15 protein-coding genes are annotated in these 17843 nt (G+C 68.8%); 5 read left to right on the top strand and 10 right to left on the bottom strand.

Going from position 1 to position 17843, the window contains the following annotated elements:
* The first annotated feature begins 107 nt into the window (after positions 1 to 107).
* Both EO170_RS00790 and EO170_RS00785 read left to right on the top strand, forming a co-directional pair.
* A complete protein-coding gene (locus EO170_RS00790; RefSeq protein WP_104582877.1) occupies positions 108 to 1448 on the top strand; it encodes a hemolysin family protein in 1341 nt (446 codons plus the stop codon).
* Positions 1432 to 2103 carry an exopolysaccharide biosynthesis protein gene (locus EO170_RS00785; protein ID WP_164740856.1) on the top strand — a complete coding sequence of 224 codons (672 nt, stop codon included), beginning with the start codon at positions 1432 to 1434 and terminating at the stop codon, positions 2101 to 2103. The genes EO170_RS00790 and EO170_RS00785 overlap by 17 nt, the downstream gene beginning before the upstream one ends.
* Positions 2104 to 2135: 32 nt before the next feature.
* Here EO170_RS00785 and EO170_RS00780 read toward each other — a convergent pair whose 3' ends face one another.
* Positions 2136 to 2636, bottom strand: a complete 501-nt coding sequence (locus tag EO170_RS00780; RefSeq protein ID WP_126941815.1) for a pyridoxamine 5'-phosphate oxidase family protein — start codon at positions 2634 to 2636, stop codon at positions 2136 to 2138.
* 60 nt (positions 2637 to 2696) lie between these two features.
* Positions 2697 to 3698, bottom strand: coding sequence for an LLM class flavin-dependent oxidoreductase (locus tag EO170_RS00775; protein WP_104582876.1), 1002 nt, complete (start codon positions 3696 to 3698; stop codon positions 2697 to 2699).
* Between the two features lie 367 nt (positions 3699 to 4065).
* On the opposite strand from EO170_RS00775, the gene EO170_RS00770 reads away from it, so the two are divergent.
* Entirely contained in the window at positions 4066 to 5475 is a 1410-nt protein-coding gene (locus tag EO170_RS00770) for an MFS transporter (RefSeq protein WP_164740855.1), read from the top strand.
* A 32-nt stretch (positions 5476 to 5507) separates the two neighbouring features.
* Here the strand turns inward: EO170_RS00770 and EO170_RS00765 are convergent, their stop codons facing one another.
* Both EO170_RS00765 and EO170_RS00760 read right to left on the bottom strand, forming a co-directional pair.
* The gene (locus EO170_RS00765; protein ID WP_126941813.1) at positions 5508 to 7205 is read right to left on the bottom strand and encodes an ABC transporter ATP-binding protein; all 1698 of its coding nucleotides are present in this window, start codon (positions 7203 to 7205) and stop codon (positions 5508 to 5510) included.
* Positions 7206 to 7323: 118 nt separating this feature from the next.
* Positions 7324 to 8379, bottom strand: coding sequence for a serine kinase (locus EO170_RS00760; RefSeq protein ID WP_126941811.1), 1056 nt, complete (start codon positions 8377 to 8379; stop codon positions 7324 to 7326).
* A 156-nt stretch (positions 8380 to 8535) separates the two neighbouring features.
* Here EO170_RS00760 and EO170_RS00755 point away from each other — a divergent pair, with 156 nt between their 5' ends.
* Both EO170_RS00755 and EO170_RS00750 read left to right on the top strand, forming a co-directional pair.
* Positions 8536 to 10089 carry a radical SAM protein gene (locus EO170_RS00755; RefSeq protein ID WP_126941809.1) on the top strand — a complete coding sequence of 518 codons (1554 nt, stop codon included), beginning with the start codon at positions 8536 to 8538 and terminating at the stop codon, positions 10087 to 10089.
* 57 nt (positions 10090 to 10146) lie between these two features.
* Entirely contained in the window at positions 10147 to 11361 is a 1215-nt protein-coding gene (locus EO170_RS00750; RefSeq protein ID WP_126941807.1) for a nucleotidyltransferase family protein, read from the top strand.
* Positions 11362 to 11643: 282 nt separating this feature from the next.
* On the opposite strand, the gene EO170_RS00745 is transcribed toward EO170_RS00750, so the two are convergent.
* The 6 genes from EO170_RS00745 to EO170_RS00720 all read right to left on the bottom strand — a co-directional run bounded on the left by EO170_RS00745 (position 11644) and on the right by EO170_RS00720 (position 17812).
* Complete coding sequence (locus tag EO170_RS00745; protein WP_126941805.1) at positions 11644 to 12756, bottom strand: glycosyltransferase family 4 protein; 1113 nt, start codon at positions 12754 to 12756, stop codon at positions 11644 to 11646.
* Positions 12753 to 13883: a glycosyltransferase family 4 protein gene (locus EO170_RS00740; protein ID WP_126941803.1), complete on the bottom strand. Its 1131-nt coding sequence runs from the start codon at positions 13881 to 13883 to the stop codon at positions 12753 to 12755. Before EO170_RS00740 ends, EO170_RS00745 begins: the two co-directional genes overlap by 4 nt.
* 136 nt (positions 13884 to 14019) lie before the next feature.
* On the bottom strand, positions 14020 to 14718 hold the full coding sequence (locus EO170_RS00735; RefSeq protein WP_115676767.1) for a class I SAM-dependent methyltransferase: 699 nt from the start codon (positions 14716 to 14718) through the stop codon (positions 14020 to 14022).
* On the bottom strand, positions 14715 to 15947 hold the full coding sequence (locus tag EO170_RS00730; protein WP_164740854.1) for an amidohydrolase family protein: 1233 nt from the start codon (positions 15945 to 15947) through the stop codon (positions 14715 to 14717). Before EO170_RS00730 ends, EO170_RS00735 begins: the two co-directional genes overlap by 4 nt.
* A gap of 12 nt (positions 15948 to 15959) precedes the next feature.
* Positions 15960 to 16802, bottom strand: coding sequence for a class I SAM-dependent methyltransferase (locus EO170_RS00725; RefSeq protein WP_126941799.1), 843 nt, complete (start codon positions 16800 to 16802; stop codon positions 15960 to 15962).
* 158 nt (positions 16803 to 16960) lie between these two features.
* Positions 16961 to 17812 (bottom strand): Wzz/FepE/Etk N-terminal domain-containing protein, encoded by an 852-nt coding sequence (locus EO170_RS00720; RefSeq protein ID WP_126941797.1) that lies wholly within the window; start codon positions 17810 to 17812, stop codon positions 16961 to 16963.
* Positions 17813 to 17843: the final 31 nt, after the last annotated feature.

The raw sequence follows: 17843 nt of genomic DNA, 5'->3' as shown, positions 1-17843 counted from the left end.
CCCTATGGAAGACGACCCTATATTCCCCCGTTGCCGCCCCGCCCTTGTGCGCGCCGGCCAACCCAGTGCTCGCCCGCCCTCCCCTTCACTGACCGGGGAAGACGCCCGTGGTTGAGTTTCTGATCGTCATCGCGCTGATCCTGTTGAACGGCTTCTTCGCGATGTCGGAAATGTCCCTGATGACCTCGCGCAAGAGCCGGCTGAAGCAGATGGCCGGCTCCAGCAAGCGCGCTGCGCGTGCCCTGGCACTGGCCGAAAGCCCGGAAAACTTCCTGTCCACGGTGCAGATCGGCATTACCCTGATCGGCATCCTGACCGGCGTGTTCGGTGGCGAGGCGATCGGCGAGGCCATCAGCAGCTGGCTGCAGGGGCTGTTCCCGGCACTGTCGGCCTCGTTCGAGCTGGTCGGCAAGCCGCGCCCGTATTCGGTGGTGATCGGCAGCACGCTGGCGGTGGCGCTGATCACCTTCCTGACGCTGATCTTCGGCGAACTGGTGCCCAAGCGTCTGGCGCTGCGCAACTCCGAGGACATCGCCGGGGTGGTTGCGGTGCCGATGGCCTGGCTGGCGAAAATCGCCGCGCCCGGCGTGTGGGTGCTGGCGCGCTCGACCCGGCTGGTGCTGCGCATGCTCGGCATGGGCAAGGACGAATCGGCATCGGTGACCGAAGAGGAGATCCGCATGCTGGTGGCCGAAAGCCACGAGGCCGGCGTGATCGATGCGCACGAGCGCGACATGATGAATCGCGTGATGCGGCTGGGCGACCGCACCGCCGACAGCCTGATGACCCCGCGCAACCGCATCGCCTGGCTGGATGCCAATGCCGAGCCGGAACGCAATCTGCAGGTGATGCGCGAGCACGAATTCTCGCGCTACCCGGTCTACCGCGGCAGCGACCAGGACATCGCCGGCGTGCTGGAGGTCAAGTCGCTGGTCACGCGCATGGGTGGGCACGGCGAGAATCTTTTCCAGGCGCTGCGCGATACCTTGTTCGTGTCCGAGTCCACACATGCGATGAAGCTGCTGGAGATCTTTCGCGAAGAACAGCAGTCGATGGCGCTGGTGGTGGACGAATACGGCGAGATCCGTGGACTGGTGACCATCAGCGACCTGATGGGTGCGGTGGTCGGCCGTCTGCAGGCGGTGGAAAACACCGACGAGGATGCGCTGGTGGTCACGCGCGCCGACGGCTCGCTGCTGATCGACGGGTCGCTGCCGGTGGAGGAACTGCGCGAAGTGCTGGGCGCCGAACTGCCGGAAGCCGACGAAGGCGACTATCACACGCTGGCCGGCCTGTGCATCTACTACTTCGGGCGCATTCCGCAGGCGGGCGAATTCTTCGATTGGGCCGGTTGGCGCATCGAGATCGTCGATCTGGATGGCGCGCGCGTGGACAAGCTGCTGCTGAGCCGTGTCGGCGACGAGGGCAGCGATGACATCGTCGGATAACCGCGTACCGCCCTCGGATGGAGCGGACGGCGCGCAGATGCGCTATCGCAACGAAGGCATCCGCAGCCTGCTGGCGGCCTTCAGCGAGGGCGATCCTGCGCAGGTGTTGCGGGTACGCGAGATCCTGGCCGACCTGCAGCAGAGCGCATTCGGCGTGTTTCTGTTCCTGGCGATCCTGCCCTCGTTCATTCCCATTCCCGGCGTGGCCGGCGGCATCAGCGGCCCGCTGACGGTGCTGATCGGGCTGCAGATGCTGTGCTGCCTGCGCAAGCCGTGGGTGCCGCGTTTCATCGGCGAGCGCGGGCCGCGCCGCAGCACCAGCCAGCGTTTCGTCGCGCGGCTTGCGCCGACGCTGCAACGCCTGGACCGGCTGCTCAAGCCACGCCTGCACGGCATGCTGGACCGGATTCCGGCGCAGATGTTCACGGGCGTGCTGCTGGTGCTGGTCGGCGTCCTGCTGACGTTGCCGATCCCGTTCACCAACTACCTCTTCGGGCTGATCCTGCTGCTGTTCGCGCTGGCCCTGCTCGAGCGCGACGGCGCGCTGCTGCTGGTGGGCTGGGCCGCTGCGCTGATTTCGGTGGCGGTGTTCGGGGTCACGTCCGACCAGCTGCTGGATCTGGTGCGCGATTGGTGGCCGGCCGCCTGGCGCTGATGCGCGAGACGATCGGCCCCTGATCGTCGCGGTTACTTCAGATCGACCACACGGTTGTCGGACAGGCTGCCGGTGTCGTCGGTGACTGCCGTCATCACGAAGTACAGTGCCTTGCCCAGCAGCCCGCTCGGGCCGTCCCAGTACTCGGCCGATTCGGCACGCACATGGATCAGGCGCAGATTGGGGTCATCCTTGCCGCCGGGGAAAAACACCTTCATCGCCGGCGACCACAGCTGCTCGATCTTGGCGCGGTCATCGACCACGCGTGCGGTGCCGGCGACCGACACGTAGCTGTTCTTCGAGGCCGAGGCATAGGCCACGTTGACGCGCGGATCGGCAGCGATTTCGGCCACCTTCGGGCTGTCGGCGGCGGTGGCGAACCACAGGTCGCCATCGAATTCGACTTCCTGCGTGCCCAACGGCCGGCTCACCAGCTTGCCGTCGGCAGACACGGTCGTGAACATCGCGATGTCCACGCCGTGGATCAATTCCGCCAACTGCTTGATGCTCTCGCTGCGTTCCTGAAATTGCATGCTGGTCTTCCCAATGGAGGTGCATGCATCTGAGCGGATCGCCGCGCAAAGCGACGTGAATCACGCAGGAGTCACGTCCAGCTCGCGGCAGGCCATGGCGGCGATTTCGAACGAACGCAGACGCGCGGCATGGTCGTAGATGTTGGCGGTGAACAGCAACTCGTCCGGCGTATGGCGCTCGATGAACTCGGCCACGCCCCGCGCGATCTGCTCGGCATCGCCCAGCACCGTGCAGGCCAGCGCACGCTCCACGCCGGCACGTTCGTGCGGCTGCCAGAAGCTGTCGATGTCGTCGATCGGCGCGGGAATCTTGCCCGGCTTGCCGCGGCGCAGGTTGACGAAGCTTTGCTGCTGGGTGGTGAACAGGCGGCGTGCCTGTGCTTCGGTCTCCGCGGCCACCACGTTCAAGGCCAGCATCACGTGCGGCTTGGCCAACTGCGCGGACGGGCGGAACTCGCGGCGGTAGATCGCCACTGCCTCGTCCATCGCATCGGGCGCGAAGTGCGAAGCAAACGCGAACGACAGGCCCATCGCTGCGGCCAGCCGCGCACTGAACAGGCTGGAGCCCAGCAGCCATACCGGCACGTCGAGTCCGGCGCCCGGCACTGCCTGCACCAGTTGCCCCGGCACGGCGGGCGCGAAGTAGCGCAACAGCTCGGCTACGTCCTGCGGAAAATGGTCGGCGCTGTCGAAATAGCGACGCAGGGCGCGCGCGGTCGGCTGGTCGGTGCCGGGCGCGCGGCCCAGGCCCAGGTCGATGCGCTGCGGATACAGCGAGGCCAGCGTGCCGAACTGTTCGGCCACCTGCAGCGGCGCATGGTTGGGCAGCATGATGCCGCCGGCACCGACGCGGATGGTCTTGGTGCCGCCGGCGACGTGGCCGATCAGCACCGCGGTGGCGGCGCTGGCGATGCCCGGCATGTTGTGGTGCTCGGCCAGCCAGTAACGCTGGTAGCCCCAGCGCTCGGCGTGCTGGGCCAGATCGAGCATGTTGGCGAAGGCATGGGTGGTGTCGCTGCCTTCGCAGACCGGCGCCAGGTCGAGCACGGAAATGGGCGTCATCGGATGACTCCGGGGAATGAATGATGTGCAAGAGATGGGGCTGGCCAGGCGACTTTGCCACCTGCCCAGGTGGCGCTGGGGGGATTACAGCATTCCAGTGGTCGAACAACGGGAGGATCTGCAGTTGGACACTCCCCCGCTCCGTGCCCGGGCCCGCGCTTCGTTGCACCGGCACTGCACTGCACGCGCGGCAACAGCGCGCAAGCCATGCATTCGCCCCGGTGGGAGGGGCTTACGGCTACGCGCGATGGCTGTCGGTGTGTTGCGCGCGTTGGCTCGCCTGCGAATGCAGTTGCCAGGCCACGAAGCATGGGCGTCGGGTGACACCGTTGCTGGCTATGATGGTCACCGCACTGGCAGCGCCTGCATGACGATGGCTTCGACCGCTCCGCTTGACCCCGCTTCGGACACCCTGCACATCGCCGCGCGGATCGACCGGCTGCCGGCAAGCGCCACCCTGTGGCGGCTGGTCGGCCTGCTCGCGCTGGGCGGTTTTTTCGAGTTGTACGACCTGTTCCAGACCGCCTACATCAGCCCCGGGCTGATCCGCGACGGCATCTTTGCCAGCGGTGCCGATGGCGCATTCGGCATGTCCGACCAGGCCGCGTTTGCGGCGGCGACGTTTCTGGGGCTGTTCGTCGGCGCCGCCCTGTTGAGCCCGTTCGCCGACCGCTTCGGGCGCCGGCCGGTGTTCACCTTCGCCCTGGTCTGGTACACCGCCGCGACCGTGGCGATGGGCCTGCAGGACACCGCCGCCGGCGTCATCGTGCTGCGCCTGGTGGTCGGGATCGGCCTGGGCATCGAGCTGGTCACCATCGACACCTACCTGTCCGAGCTGGTGCCGCGGCATATGCGCAGCGCCGCGTTCGCGTTTGCATTCTTCGTGCAGTTTCTGGCGGTGCCTGCAGTGGCGCTGACCGCCTGGCTGCTGGTGCCGCATGCACCGCTGGGGGTGAGCGGATGGCGCTGGGTGGTGTTGCTGAGCGGGGTGTTCGCACTGGCGATCTGGTGGCTGCGCAGCCGTTTGCCGGAATCGGCGCGCTGGCTGGCAGCGCAGGGACGCCATGCCGACGCCGATGCGGTGCTGAGCCAGCTCGAAGCGCGCTGCGCGCGCGATCTGGGCGCGCCCCTGGCTGCACCGCAGTTGCCTGTCCCCTCGCCGGCCGGCGGCGTACAGACTGCGGCGCTATGGCGGGCGCCCCATCGCGGGCGCATCGGCATGCTGGTGGTGTTCCACATCTTTCAGGCGATCGGCTTTTTCGGCTTCGGCAACTGGCTGCCGGCCCTGATCTCGGCGCAAGGCACCGGCGTGACCAGGAGCCTGGGCTATTCCTTTGCCATTTCGCTGGCCTACCCGCTGGCGCCGCTGCTGTTGCTGCGCTTTGCGCAGCGCTGGGAGAACAAATGGCAGATCACCGCATCGGCGCTGGGCGCGGTGCTGTTTGGCGTGCTGTTTTCGCAGCAGCACCAGGCAATCGGCATGGTGGTGTGCGGGGCGATGATTGCGTTCTGCAACGCCTGGATGAGCTTTGCCTATCACGGCTATCAGGCCGAGCTGTTCCCCACCGGGCTGCGCGCGCGGGCAGTGGGCTTTTGCTATTCCTTCAGCCGCCTTTCCACGGCGGTAAGCAGCGTGCTGATCGGCTGGCTGCTCGCCCAGGTCGGCAGCCATGGCGTACTGGCCTTCATCGTGGTCAGCATGTCGATCGTGGCCGGCGTGATCGCGCTGTTCGGCCCCCGCACGCGCAACCGTGCGCTGGAAGAGATTGCCGGTTGAGCGTGGTGCCGACCCAATCCAGCCAGGTGGTATTACGCGCCTGAGCTTGCAAGCGCATCACCGTGGACGGCGGGCTGCGCGGCAGGCGCAACGCCCAGGGCTACCGTGCGATCGGCCACCGCCGCCAGGCTGGTGCGATGCGAGACCACCACCAGCACGGTCTGCGGCAGGCGTTGCCGCAGCATGCACAACAGCTGCTGTTCGGCCTCTGCATCCAGTGCGCTGGTGGCCTCGTCCAGTACCGCCAGGGCCGGCTGGCGCAACAGCACCTGGGCCAGCAGCAGACGCTGCGACTCGCCGCCGGACAGCCGCCCGTCCTGGCCGTTGATCGGGCTGTCCAGGCCTTGCCCGTCGCGCCGCAGGCGCGCGCTCAGGCCGACGTCGCCCAGCACCTCCCACATGCGCGCATCGGGAGCGCCGGGCAACGCCCAGTCCAGGCACGCGCGGACCGTGCGCTGCCACGGCCGCACCCCCTGGCCGAGGTAGGCGCCATGCCGTACCAGGGCGCGATACGCGGCAAAATCCAGCCGGCGCCCGCCCATGTGCGCGGTGAACTGCGCCGGCGCAGTCTGACCCGAGAGCACGTCCATCAGGCTGCTCTTGCCGACGCCGGAGGGCCCGACCACCAGGGTCAGTTCGCCGGGCAGCAGCAGCATCGGCGCGAGATCGAGCCTGGGCAACGGCGGCGCCAGGCCGATGTGTTCCAGATGCACGGCTGCTGGCAGCGGTGCTGCCGGCGCGGCCGCCGTGTGCGCGCGCGGCGTGCCCAACTCCGCATAGCGCCGCCACAACTGCAACGCCGGCCAGGCCGAGCGCAGTTGCTGCACGCTCTGGCGGGTGCTGACCAGATACGGCAGCAGGCGCCCGAGCAGCAGGCTGACGGTGATCAGCGCAGCGCGGTCCGCGCCCTGCCAGAGGTTGGCCAGCACCAGGATGGCGGCGATTGCCGCCACCGCGGTGGCTTCGAGCAGCAGCCGGCTGCCTGCCACCAGCGCCTGCTGCTGCGCATAGCCCTGCCCCAGCCGTGCGGAAATGCGTTCGTAATGGCGCGTTTCCAGCGCTTCGCGCTGGAACGAGCGCACATGCCGCAGGCGACGCGGGAAGTCTTCGCTCAACCAGAACAGCTGCGTCATGTCGGCCACATAATCGCGGCTGATGCGCGCCTGTTTGTCGCTGCTGGAGATGCGCAGGCCCAGCCACGCCAGCCCCAGCAGCAACGGCGCCGCCATCAGTAACGCAGGCGCGATCATGACCGCGATGCAGAGGCTCACCAGGGCGGTCATGCCGGCCACCAGCAGCTGCAATGCCGCACCGAAGCCCTGGGTGGCGATTTCGATGTTGTAGGTCAGCACATTGGCGATTTCCGCCGAGCTGGCGCCGGACAGCGCAGGCAGCGGTGCATCGATCAAGGCGGCATGTACGCGCTGGCGCAGCCCGATCGCGTAGCGGCTGGTCAGCCGCGCGGCCAGCCCTGCGCCATGCCAACGCAGTGCGGCAAACACCAGGCTCACAGCCACGAACAGCGCCACCTGCATCGCCAGGGCCTGCGGTAAGGCGAGCGCGTAGCCGGCCAGGCGGACGGCGTGCCCGGGCTGCACCAGCGGCACCAGGCTGACCGCGACGAGGCTGCCGGCCAGTGCGGCAAGCAGCGATACGCCGACGTAGAGCGCAATGGTCGGCACGTCCGCCGGCACCAGCGTGCCGACGAAATCGCGCCACATCGCGCGCATGGGCCTGCGCTCTGCAGCGGCGCGTATCTCAGTCACGTGTGGGGCGCACGGTGGCATGCGGCATGCCGCATGGCGTTGACCCTGCAGACGCATGCGTGCGGCGGCCGCGCGCATGCGCTCACCGCAACACCTGCAGCAGCGCGTGCAGCGAGGCCTGCGGATGCAAACCGCGGCGCAACGTGAACATGCCGATGCGCTGCACCTGCTCGACAAAGCGCGGCCAGCCCGGTTGACTTGCCGCATACGGCTGATCGCCTGCCAGGCAATTGGCGATGCGTTCGGCCGGCATCGCCAGCAGCAACTGCGCGGGATCGCTCGCCGGCGTCGCCGACAGCATCACCACCGCAGACAACGGCAGGGGCGCGCGCGCCAGCTGCGCGCGGCCGTGGCGAATATCGATTTCGAACTTTTCCACGCCGCTGCGGCGCCGGATGGTCGGCGAGGCGCTGATCCAGGCTCGGGTCTGCGCGTCGACCAGGCCCAGCGCGCCGGCGCGCAGGTGCAGAAAGTTGGCTACGCCAGTGGTGAGCAGGCTCTCCGGCGCCACGAACACGCCGTCTTCGGCGATGAAGTCCAGGCCATGCAACAGGCTGTGCAGCGCCAGGGTCGATTTGCCGGCGCCGCTGGCACCGAGCAACAGCACGCTGCGTCCGTGCCGGCCCACGCATGCGCCATGCAGGGGCACCAGGCCCATGCCGCGCGCGGCCAGCAGGAACACGGCAAATTCGATCAGCTCATACCGCACGTGATAGGCGTGGGCGAGCATGTCGTCGGAGATCACCAGCATGGCCCAGCGCGCGGGCACCGACAGCATCAGGTAATTGCAGGCATCCATGACGCCACACAGCAGGCCGCCGCTGGCATGGGTGCGCACCGGTGGCGGTTCTGCGCCGGGTGGCGCGTGCCCGCGCGTCACCAGATCCAGCGTGACATGGAACTCCGGCGCACCCGGCAAGCGATGCGCGGGCAGGCCCGCGTAGGCGTGGTCCACCAACGCCAGCAGCGCCTCGCTGTCGCTATCGAAGTGAAACAGCGCGCCGAGGATCTGCCGGCGCACGCCATGCCGACGCGGCCGATGTTCGCCAAAGGGATCTGCTGCCGTCGCATCCGGCGTGCCGGAACGTGCGTCATCGCCCACCGGCAGGAGTTGCGCCAACGCAGCCGACTGCGGCATGCCGTTCCATCCATTGCATCGATCAGCCGGTATGTGCCGATCGGTAAGGGAAAGGTTGCCTGGCCGGCATCGACGCGCATACCCGACGCGAGCCGGCAACCGGGTGCGCATCCGCACAACCAAAGCGGCCTGCATCCGCACCTACTGCCGAGCCGAATGCCGGTGTCTGCGCACGCCACCGCTGCGTCCACCTGGCGACAGAACGAGAGCCTTGTGCAGATGCTAAAGATCCAGGTCAGTCATTCGTATTTCCTGCGTTACGACCCCAAGCAATGGGAGCGCGGCAAACCCTATCCACCGCTGGCGACGCTGCAGGTCGCGGCGCTGCTGCGTGAGCGTGGGCATGCAGTGAGCCTGTTCGACGCGATGCTGGCCGAGGACGTGCAGGAGTATGACGGCGCCTTGCACCAGGCGCAGCCGGATGTGGTGGTGTTCTACGAAGACAACTTCAACTTCCTCACCAAGATGTGCCTGAGCCGGATGCGCGAGGCCGCCTGCCGCATGATCGCGCAGGCACGTGCCGCCGGTTGCCGCGTGCTGGTCGCCGGCTCCGATGCGTCCGACAACCCGGACGTGTTCCTGGACGCCGGCGCGCATGCGGTGCTGGTCGGCGAAGGGATCGCACCGCTGCTTACGCTGATGGAACGGCTGGAAGCCGATCCGGACATCGACGGCGACGCCTGGCTGGCCGGCGTGGCACGTCTCGCCACCGCGCAACCTGCCGCCACGCGCGTGCATCCCGGCGCGCAACCACCGGACGCGCGCCTGAGCGGCCTGCCGGCCTGGGACCTGGTCGACATGCCGCGCTATCGGCGTTTCTGGCAGCAACGGCACGGCTATTTCAGCCTGAACATGGCCGCTTCACGGGGCTGCCCGTTTCGCTGCAACTGGTGCGCCAAACCGATCTGGGGCAATCACTACAAGCGCCGCGCTGCGGACGACGTGGCTGCCGAAATGATCCATCTCAAGCGCAGCTTCCAGCCCGATCACCTGTGGATGGCCGATGACATCTTCGGCTTCCATATCGATTGGGTGGAAACCTTTGCGCAGCGCCTGAGCGAGGCCGATGGCGCGATCCCGTTCACCATCCAGACCCGTGCCGACCTGGCCAGCGAGCGCATGGCCGCTGCGCTGGCGCGCGCCGGCTGCGCCGAGGCCTGGCTGGGTGCTGAGAGCGGCAGCCAGCGCATCCTGGACAGGATGACCAAGGGCACCGAGGTTGGCGAGGTGATCGCCGCACGCCAGCGCCTGGGCGCACACGGCATCCGTGTGGGCTTCTTCATTCAACTCGGCTATCTGGGCGAAGAACTCGAGGACATCCTGGCCACGCGCGCACTGGTGACGCAGGCCAACCCGGACATCATCGGCGTCAGCGTGTCCTATCCCCTGCCCGGCACCAAGTTCTACGAGGAAGTGAAGAACCAGCTGGGCGGCAAGACCCATTGGCAGGACAGCGACGACCTGGCGATGATGTTCCATGGCGCCTACGACTCGGAGTTCTACCGCAGCGTGCGCGACCTGCTGCACACCCAGGTCGACCTGCAGCAGGCGCGTGCCACGCTGGGTGCCGATGCATTTGCGCAGGCCTCGCAGACGCTGGAAGCGCGCTGGTCCGCCTTGATCGCCAGCGAACGGCAGCATCGCACCGCGCCGCTTGCCGGCGCTGTCGAACGCCAACCGCGCCAGCTGGCCAGCGTGCTGGTCGGCTAGCGCGCAAGGCGCCGACCTCGCTTCCCCCCCTTACCTCGCCCTTCGGATCACAGCCGCATGCAGCCTTCCCTTCGCACCATCAAGCACGGCCTGCGCACGGCCACCGAACGGCTGGCCAGGGAGTTGGCGCAGCCCGGCGCAGCGGTGCCGCAGTGGGACCGGCTGCAATGGCAACTGGCTGCGGCAGCGGCTGCAGCGCATGGCGTGTCGCCGCTGCTGCAACGCCGCTCGTTGTGGCAGGACGCAGACTGGACCGCGTTCCTGAGTGAGCAACGCAACCATGTCGAAGACCGTCATCGGCGCATCGCGCTGCTGCTGGCTCGCATCGACGCGGCAGCGCGTGCGGCCGGCATCGCCCTGGTCGGCCTCAAGGGCACCGCCTTGCATCGGCTCGGCGTCTACCTGCCCGGCGATCGGCCGATGGCCGATGTCGATCTGCTGGTGGCGCCGGAAGATGCGCCCGCGGCGGCGGCGCTGCTGTGCGAACTCGGTTACGTGGCCTGCTTCGAACAATGGAAGCACCAGGTGTTCAAGCCGCTGCATGGCGAGGCGGTGGCGGGGCTGGGCGAGCATCGCGATGCGCCGATCAATCTCGAGCTGCATACCCGCATCCAGGAACGTCTGCCGCTGCGCAGCGTGGACATCACCGCGTGCATCCTGCCCGAGCGGCCGCAGCCGGGATTGAATCCCTACCCGTCGGTCGGCGCGCTGATGTGCCATCTGCTGCTGCATGCGGCCGGCGGCATCTGCCACCGCAGCATCCGCCTGATGCATCTGCATGACCTGGCACTGCTGGCCACGCGCATGGGGCCGCGTGACTGGGACCAGTTGTGGGACGACCCGGCCGTAGCGCCGTGGTGGGCGCTGCCGCCGCTGCTGCTGCTGCAACGCTATTACCGCAGCGTGGTGCCGCCGGCGGTGATGGCGCGGCTGCAGGCCGGGTGCCCGCGCGTGCTGCGCATGCGTGCGGCCCGCCAGACCCTGACCAGTGCCTCGTGCTCCAACCTGTGGTTGTCCGCCCTGCCCGGCATCGAATGGTCACGCTCGCTGGGCGAAGCGCAACAGTACCTGCGCAATCGCGTGGTGCCGACGGCCGAGAGCCGCAAGGAACGGGCGGACATGCTGCAGACCCAGTTGTGGCTCCAGGGCCAGCCCTGGGTGCGGCAGACCCAGCTGCGCCGGGTGATGACGCGCCTGACCCGGCCGGTGCCGCGCACCGACATGCTGTATGTGGTGCGTGCGGCGCTGGACGGCTATCTGCAGCCGGCCTGAGCGCGGCGGACACCGCTGCTGCGCTCAGCGTCAGGTCGGCACGGCCTGCCCGGAGTCGGCAGGTGTCCGCCGCAGCGTCCGAGTCCGGGCGCCGCCTGCACCCAGCTATCGGCTGCTCGCAGCAGCTTTGTTGGCGATCGCAGGCCCGCAGCAGGCGCGCAGGCTGGCGCTTGTGCAGCCGATCACCGTTGCGATCACGTCCCCACGTCTTGTTTGGCAGCCTCGTTGCTGCACCACGCGCGTTGCCTTGCGGCTGATGCGATCTGCGTCATTGCGCCGCAGTCAGCGCAGCGGCCGCGCCTCGCACAGGTGCCGATACAGCTGTTCGAACAGCCGCGTGGTCAACGCCGCGTCCTCGCGGACCGCGCGGCATTGCGCTGCCCAGGCCAGGCGCAAGCGCAGCTCGTCGTCGGCCAAGACCTGGCGGACGGCTTCTGCCAGCCCGGCCCAGTCGCCCGGCGGCACCGCGAGTGCGCACACCGGTGCCCATTCGACCAGGTGTCCGACCGCGGTGCCGACGGTGGGCACACCGGCGACCGCCGCTTCCAGCAGCACCAGCGGTCCGGCTTCGTGCAAGGACGACAGCACCAGCAGGTCGGCCGATTGCATGATCGGGCGCAGCTCGCGCTGGGTCTTGAAACCGAGAAAACGCACCTGCGCGCCCAGGCCGAGCTGTTGCACCAGGCGTTGCATGGCGCCATCCAGCGTATCGACGCCGACCATGTCCAGGGTAAAGGCGACCTCGGCGCGTTTGAGCGCTGCCATCGCCTGCAGCAAGGTGGTCTGGTCCTTGACCGGATTGAGGCTGGCCACATGCAGCAAGCGGGCGATGCCGCCCGTGCGTGCACGTGGCGCGGCCGGCGGCCAGGCACGCAGATCCACGCCCAACGGCACCCGCTGCGCATGGATGCCGAGCGCCTGCAGCGACGCGAGGATGGGCGCGCTGGCCGCGGTGACGCGGTCGGCCAGGCGCAGGATCACCGCTTCGCGCAGGCGCCCGCGCCAACGTCGCCGGCCGCCGTAGCCGATGCCATGCAACGCGACCAGCTCGCCACCGGCGATATGCACCACGCTTGGACGCCGCAACAGCCGTGCCGCGGCGACGGCGACCAGACCGCAATAGCCGGAAAAGATGGCCTGGATCACATCGAACGGAGCACGACGATGTTCGTCGGCAATGGCGGCGATCGCACGCGTGCGGGTGCGGCGCGCGCCGATGTTGTGCACGGTGGCGCCACGCAATGCCCAGGTGCCGGGCAGCGGCTCCTGGTGCAGCACGAACACATGCACCTGGTGCTGGCGCGCCAGCCATTCGATCAGGGTCAGGAATACCGGGATCACGCGGACCTCGCCGCTGCGATCCACGCCGCCCGGAACCACCAGGGCCAGTTTCATGCGGTTTGCCCTGGCGCGGCGGCCAGCAGCTGGATGTACGCTCGCTTCCAGCGCTGCCCCACGGCGGCAAACGACAGCCGTGCATCGAAATGCGCGCGCACCTGTGCGCGATCGGGGCGTTGCCGGACGACGCGCAGCAGCAGGTCCGCCAGGGCCGAGGCATCGCCGACCGGCCACAACGCGCCGACCGCCCCGCCATCGCTGAGCGCACGGAAGGACGGGATATCGGTCAGTAGCGGCAACGTGCCGCAGGCATAGGCTTCCACCGCGGCATAACCGCAGCTCTCCGCGTGGCTGGCGGAGACGAACAGGTCGCAGGCACGCAACAGGGTTTCCACGCGGGCATGCGGCACCCTGCCCAGCAGCTGCACGCAGCGTGCAAGCAGCGGATCGGCGCGCAGACGCTGCCGCACCTGCTCCAGCAACGGCGCCTGGTCGAACACGCACCACAGCCGCAGCCCCGGCAACACGCGGGCGGCCATGGCGACGGCATCGAGCACGCACAACGGATCCTTGGCCGCGCTCAGGTGCCCGACCCACAACACGCAGGGGTCGCCATGCAGACAGGTCTGCTCGCGTGCCTGCAGGCGATCGCCCGGCGAAAAGCGGCTGCTCGATTCGGGAACCGCAAACAGCTGCGTCTTTGCCTTGAACAGGCGCGCCTGGACGAACGGCTGCGCCATCTCCTGCGCGGTGAACGCGATCCCGGCGGCGGCCGCGTAGCGTAGGCGCCACACACTGCGGGCCCACCAGTGCGGCGGGCGGTTGGCGTGATCCTGCAGCAGGATCGGCATCTGCGGCAGCAGGCGGGCGAGACGGCGTGCATCGCCGGCAAATTCCAGGCCGTGGATGTGGACCACATCGGCACCGATCTCGCGCATCATCGCAGCAAGCAGACCGGCGCGCTGCGCACTGCCGCGCGCGCCGAGCTCGACGAAGCGGTAATCCACGCCCTGGCGAGTGCGCCGCAGGTTCAGTGCAGAGGCCTGGACCACCGATACGCGCACCCCGGCACTGGCGACGGCCTCGGCGATATCGGCCAGCGATGGCCACTGCGCGAACACCTGCTCGGCAGTCAGGCCGGCGGGAGTCGGCAGCAGATTGAGCTGCGCCACCTGCAGGCTCATGGCACCGACCGCGCCCGGATTGCATGCCCTGCCATGCTGACCAGGCCACGTGCCGCGCACTGCACCGCGCGCAAACGGCACCGCTCGCCTGCCACCGAGATGCTGCATGCACACGCCACCATGGCCAGTACGTTGGTCACGCGATGCGCCGCAGCCGCAGCACCAGCGCGACGGGCACCCGCAGCGCGGCCTGATCGAAGCGCGCACCGGGCGCAATGTCGGCCGGGTCCAGCATCGGCTCGGCCACCGCTTCGATCTCCATGCCCAGTGCCACACAGGCCGCATGCCAATGGCTGTAGAGATGTTGCGTATGCCGCACCGCGTACTGCCGGCCGTCGGCCTTGAAGTCGCGTTGCCAGCCCAGCGCATGGCCGATGGGGTGCACGTCGCTGCACAGCACCAGGCCACCGACGCGGGTGACGCGGTGCAGTTCTTCCAGCGCCGTCCATAGCTGCTGCAGATGGCCGACCACCAGACCACAGACGCTGAGATCGGCCACTGCGTCGCCCAGCGGCAGCTGCTCCAGGCTGCCCTGCTGCAGGCGCATGCGCGCCGACGGCCAGTCCTGCGCCAGCTCGGCGCGCGCACGCTGCAGCATCTGCGGCGACAGATCCACGCCGGTCACCTGCAGCGCGCCACGCCGCAAGGCATGCAGCATGTAGCGGCCGCTGCCGCAGCCGGCGTCGAGCACGTGCTGGCCCTGCAACACGTTCGGCATCAGCGCGAGCATGGCGCGCTCTTCGGCCAGCATCACCGGGTTGTGTGCGTGCGGCGGATACGCCTGCGCCCACAGTGCATACGCCGCTGCCGGCTCGAGGATCGGTACTGCGCTCACGACACCGCACCGCTGGCGGCCATGGCCACGCCGGGCTGGCGCGCAAGTTGGTGTGCAAGCTGGGGCACGCGCTGCAGGCCGGGTTCCAGTGCCAGTACCGCCGGATCGGCCAGCGTGGCGTCGAGCAGCTTGGGGCGTCCGTCCAGCAGCACCGGGACGGTGCGAATGCCGGCCGCGTCGAACCAGTCGGCAAAATCCGGGTCGGCGATGCGCGGCGCGCCATCGCGTATCACCGCACGCAGATCGCCGCGTGCACAGCCAACCACGCTGAGCGCGGGCTCGCCACCGCGGTCGCGCACGATTACCAGGTCCGCCGCCGCCCCCGGCGCCAGGCGTCCACGCGTGGCCATGCGCAGGATGCGCGCCGACTGATGGGTGACCAGGCCGAGCAGCAGATCCGCAGCCAACCCGCTGCTGGCAGCGATGCGCAGTTCTTCCAGCAGATCGCGCGCGCCGCTGACACGCGAATCGTTGCCCAACGCGAGCCGGCCCGCCATGCACAGGCGCCAGGGGTCGAGCGTGCGACCCAGCAGCGCAAGATTGCTCGACGGGCACCACACCACCGCCGCGCCGCGTGCGATCACCCGCTCGATATCGCACTCGCCCATGCCCACACCGTGGATCAGCACGCTGTTGGGCGCCAGGCAACCAAGCCGGTCCAGTTCTTCCAGTTCGGCGGCCGCCACCGCATCGGTGCCTTCGGCCAGATGGATCATCCAGGGATGCGCGGGCGAGGTTGCGGCAAAGCTGCCCTGCACCGGTGGGCCATAGCCGGTCCACCCCAGCGCATAGCTCCAGCCGAACTCGCGCAGCAGGCCAACCGGAAAGCCGGGCTCGTCCAGGGTGGCGTGCCACGGGTCGTGCTGGGCCACGCAGGTGACGCCGGCCAGCAGGTTCTTCAACCCACCATGACGCAGACGCACCGCCTTGGGCACACGCAGGGCAGCGACCACATCGGGATGCCGGAAATGCGCCTGGAACGCCTCGATCCATGCATAGCTGTTGGGAAACACCGCGCCCTGCGGCAGTGGCGGCACGCAGTTGACCTGCAGATGCTCGTGCGCGTTGATCAGGCCGGGCGCCAGCACATGCCCCTGCAGGTCCAGGCGCAGGCTGCCGGTGCCGAGCGTGCCGCCAAAGCGCCCTGCGCGGATGGTCAACGGCGCGCGCGACGGGCCCGCCAGGGTGATCGCGCGCGCGCCCTGCAGGCAGACATCGGCCATGGACATCGGCATCTCCACTCAGCGCTTGCGCAGCACGATCAGGAAGTGGTCGCCCATGTCGCGCAGCAGCGGCAGCCCGCCCAGGCGGTCGTCGCACCGGCCCAGACGCTCGGACAGGCGCGGATGCCGTTGGCAGAAATCCACCAGGTACGGCGGCGGCAGGAACAGGCTCAAGGCGCGATAGCGGTCCAGGACGAAGTGCCTGGCGAAGGCGCGGTAGAACTCGCGCGGCAGGTGGTACCAGGTCCAGATGGTGTGGCCGTTCATGCCCACGGCGGTGACCCCGCGCGCGGCCCGCACCGCGGCGCGCCTGAACCGCCCGCGCACGCTGTAGTGGCCGATTTCCCAGGGGCAGATGCGCCCGATCACCGAGAACACCAGGCAGCCATCGGCGCGCAGCAGGCGCGCGCATTCGGCCGCCACCGCCGGAAGATCCGGCGCGCAATTGAGCGGGCCGAAGTTGGAATACATGCCGTCGAAGCTGCCCTCCAGCTGGTCCAGCTGCTGGATGCCGACATGGGCGGCGCTCAGGCGCGCTTCCAGGCCTTGCGTGGCCGCGCGCTGGCGGGTGCGCTCGACCATTGCCGGCGACCAGTCGGTGGCCAGCACGCGGTAACCGCGACGTGCGAATTCGCCGGCATCCAGGCCGGTGCCGCACCCCAGGTCCACCAGCCGCGAGCCCACCGGCAACTCGGCCGCGACCGTGTCCCACAGCGTGGTGCGCATACGCTGGATCAACGCGTTGTTGCCGCGTGGGCCGTCGTAGTCCGGCGCCACGCTGTCGAACGCGCGTTGCGTCTCCAGCAGGCGCTCCGGGGCCACCGTGCCACCGCGCGCCGCATGCTCATTGGCCACCGACATGCGCAGCCTCCCAACCCGATCCAGCTGTTCTCACCACACTCTCCAGGCGCGACACCGCCGACGCGGCATCGCTTGATTGACCGGTGAGTGCCGCGTGCCGACGGTTTGGTTGCAGCGTCGGGCAGCGATGTCCACCGTGCCGCGCGCCGCGGCGCGGCTCAGCCGGCAGTCTGCGGCGCGGCGCCGGTACGCCGCCGCCAGGCATTGCGCAACACCGCGGCCAGCACCGCCAGCCCTGCCCCGCCGAGCAGGCCTGCGGCCAAGGCAGTGACGGCATTCGGAAACGCCCGCTGCTCGGGTACGTACAACGGCCATGCCAGCGAGGTCTGATAGGTGTAGCGCGTGGTCAGGCGGGCAATGAGATCGTCGCGCTCGCTCTTCAATGCGCGCACGGTGGCGTTGCTGTCGGTCAGCAGCACGCCCGCCAGGACCTGGGCCGGGGTCGCCGCAGCGGCGCCCTGCCCGGCCTGCACCTGCTGCTGCAGTTGATCGCGGTTGCGGGTGGCCACGCGCAGATCGTCGGTCAGGCCCTGCAGGCGCGTGCGCGCCAGTGCGAGCGCCACTGCGTTGGTATCACCATGCAAGCCCTGCAAGGCGCTCACCGTCGCCAGCGCCAGGCTGCGCGCCTGCGCCGACGATTCGGCCCGGATGGTCACCCCGATCAGGTTGGCATACGGGTCCGGATCCGGCTTGAGGCTGCCGCGATACAACTGCGCCGCGCGGCTTTTCAGCGGCACGCCGGCCTGGCGCAACACCGCGTCCTGGAACAGCCGCGTCTTCATGCGATCGATCACGCGCTGGAACGGTTCGACCTTGGGGTCGCGCCCAGCCGGCGTGGGGCCGATTTCGCCGACCTGGATCCAGGCGGTTGCTTCCCACTGCGGCCTGGCCAGGCGGGTAAAGGCAAAGGTCAGTGCAAGCACCACCACCAGTGCGGCCAGCGCCCAGCGCCATTCGCGACGCAGGATGCGCCACAGGTCGATCAGATAGATGTCGTCGTGTTGAGTCATGGTGCACCGGCTCTGGAACATGTGAAAACGA

The organism is Xanthomonas sp. BRIP62409 (assembly GCF_003992965.1).
GTDB lineage: Bacteria > Pseudomonadota > Gammaproteobacteria > Xanthomonadales > Xanthomonadaceae > Xanthomonas > Xanthomonas euroxanthea.
The sequence above is the reverse complement of the archived record's forward strand: the minus strand, read 5'-3'. Positions and strand labels throughout refer to the sequence as shown.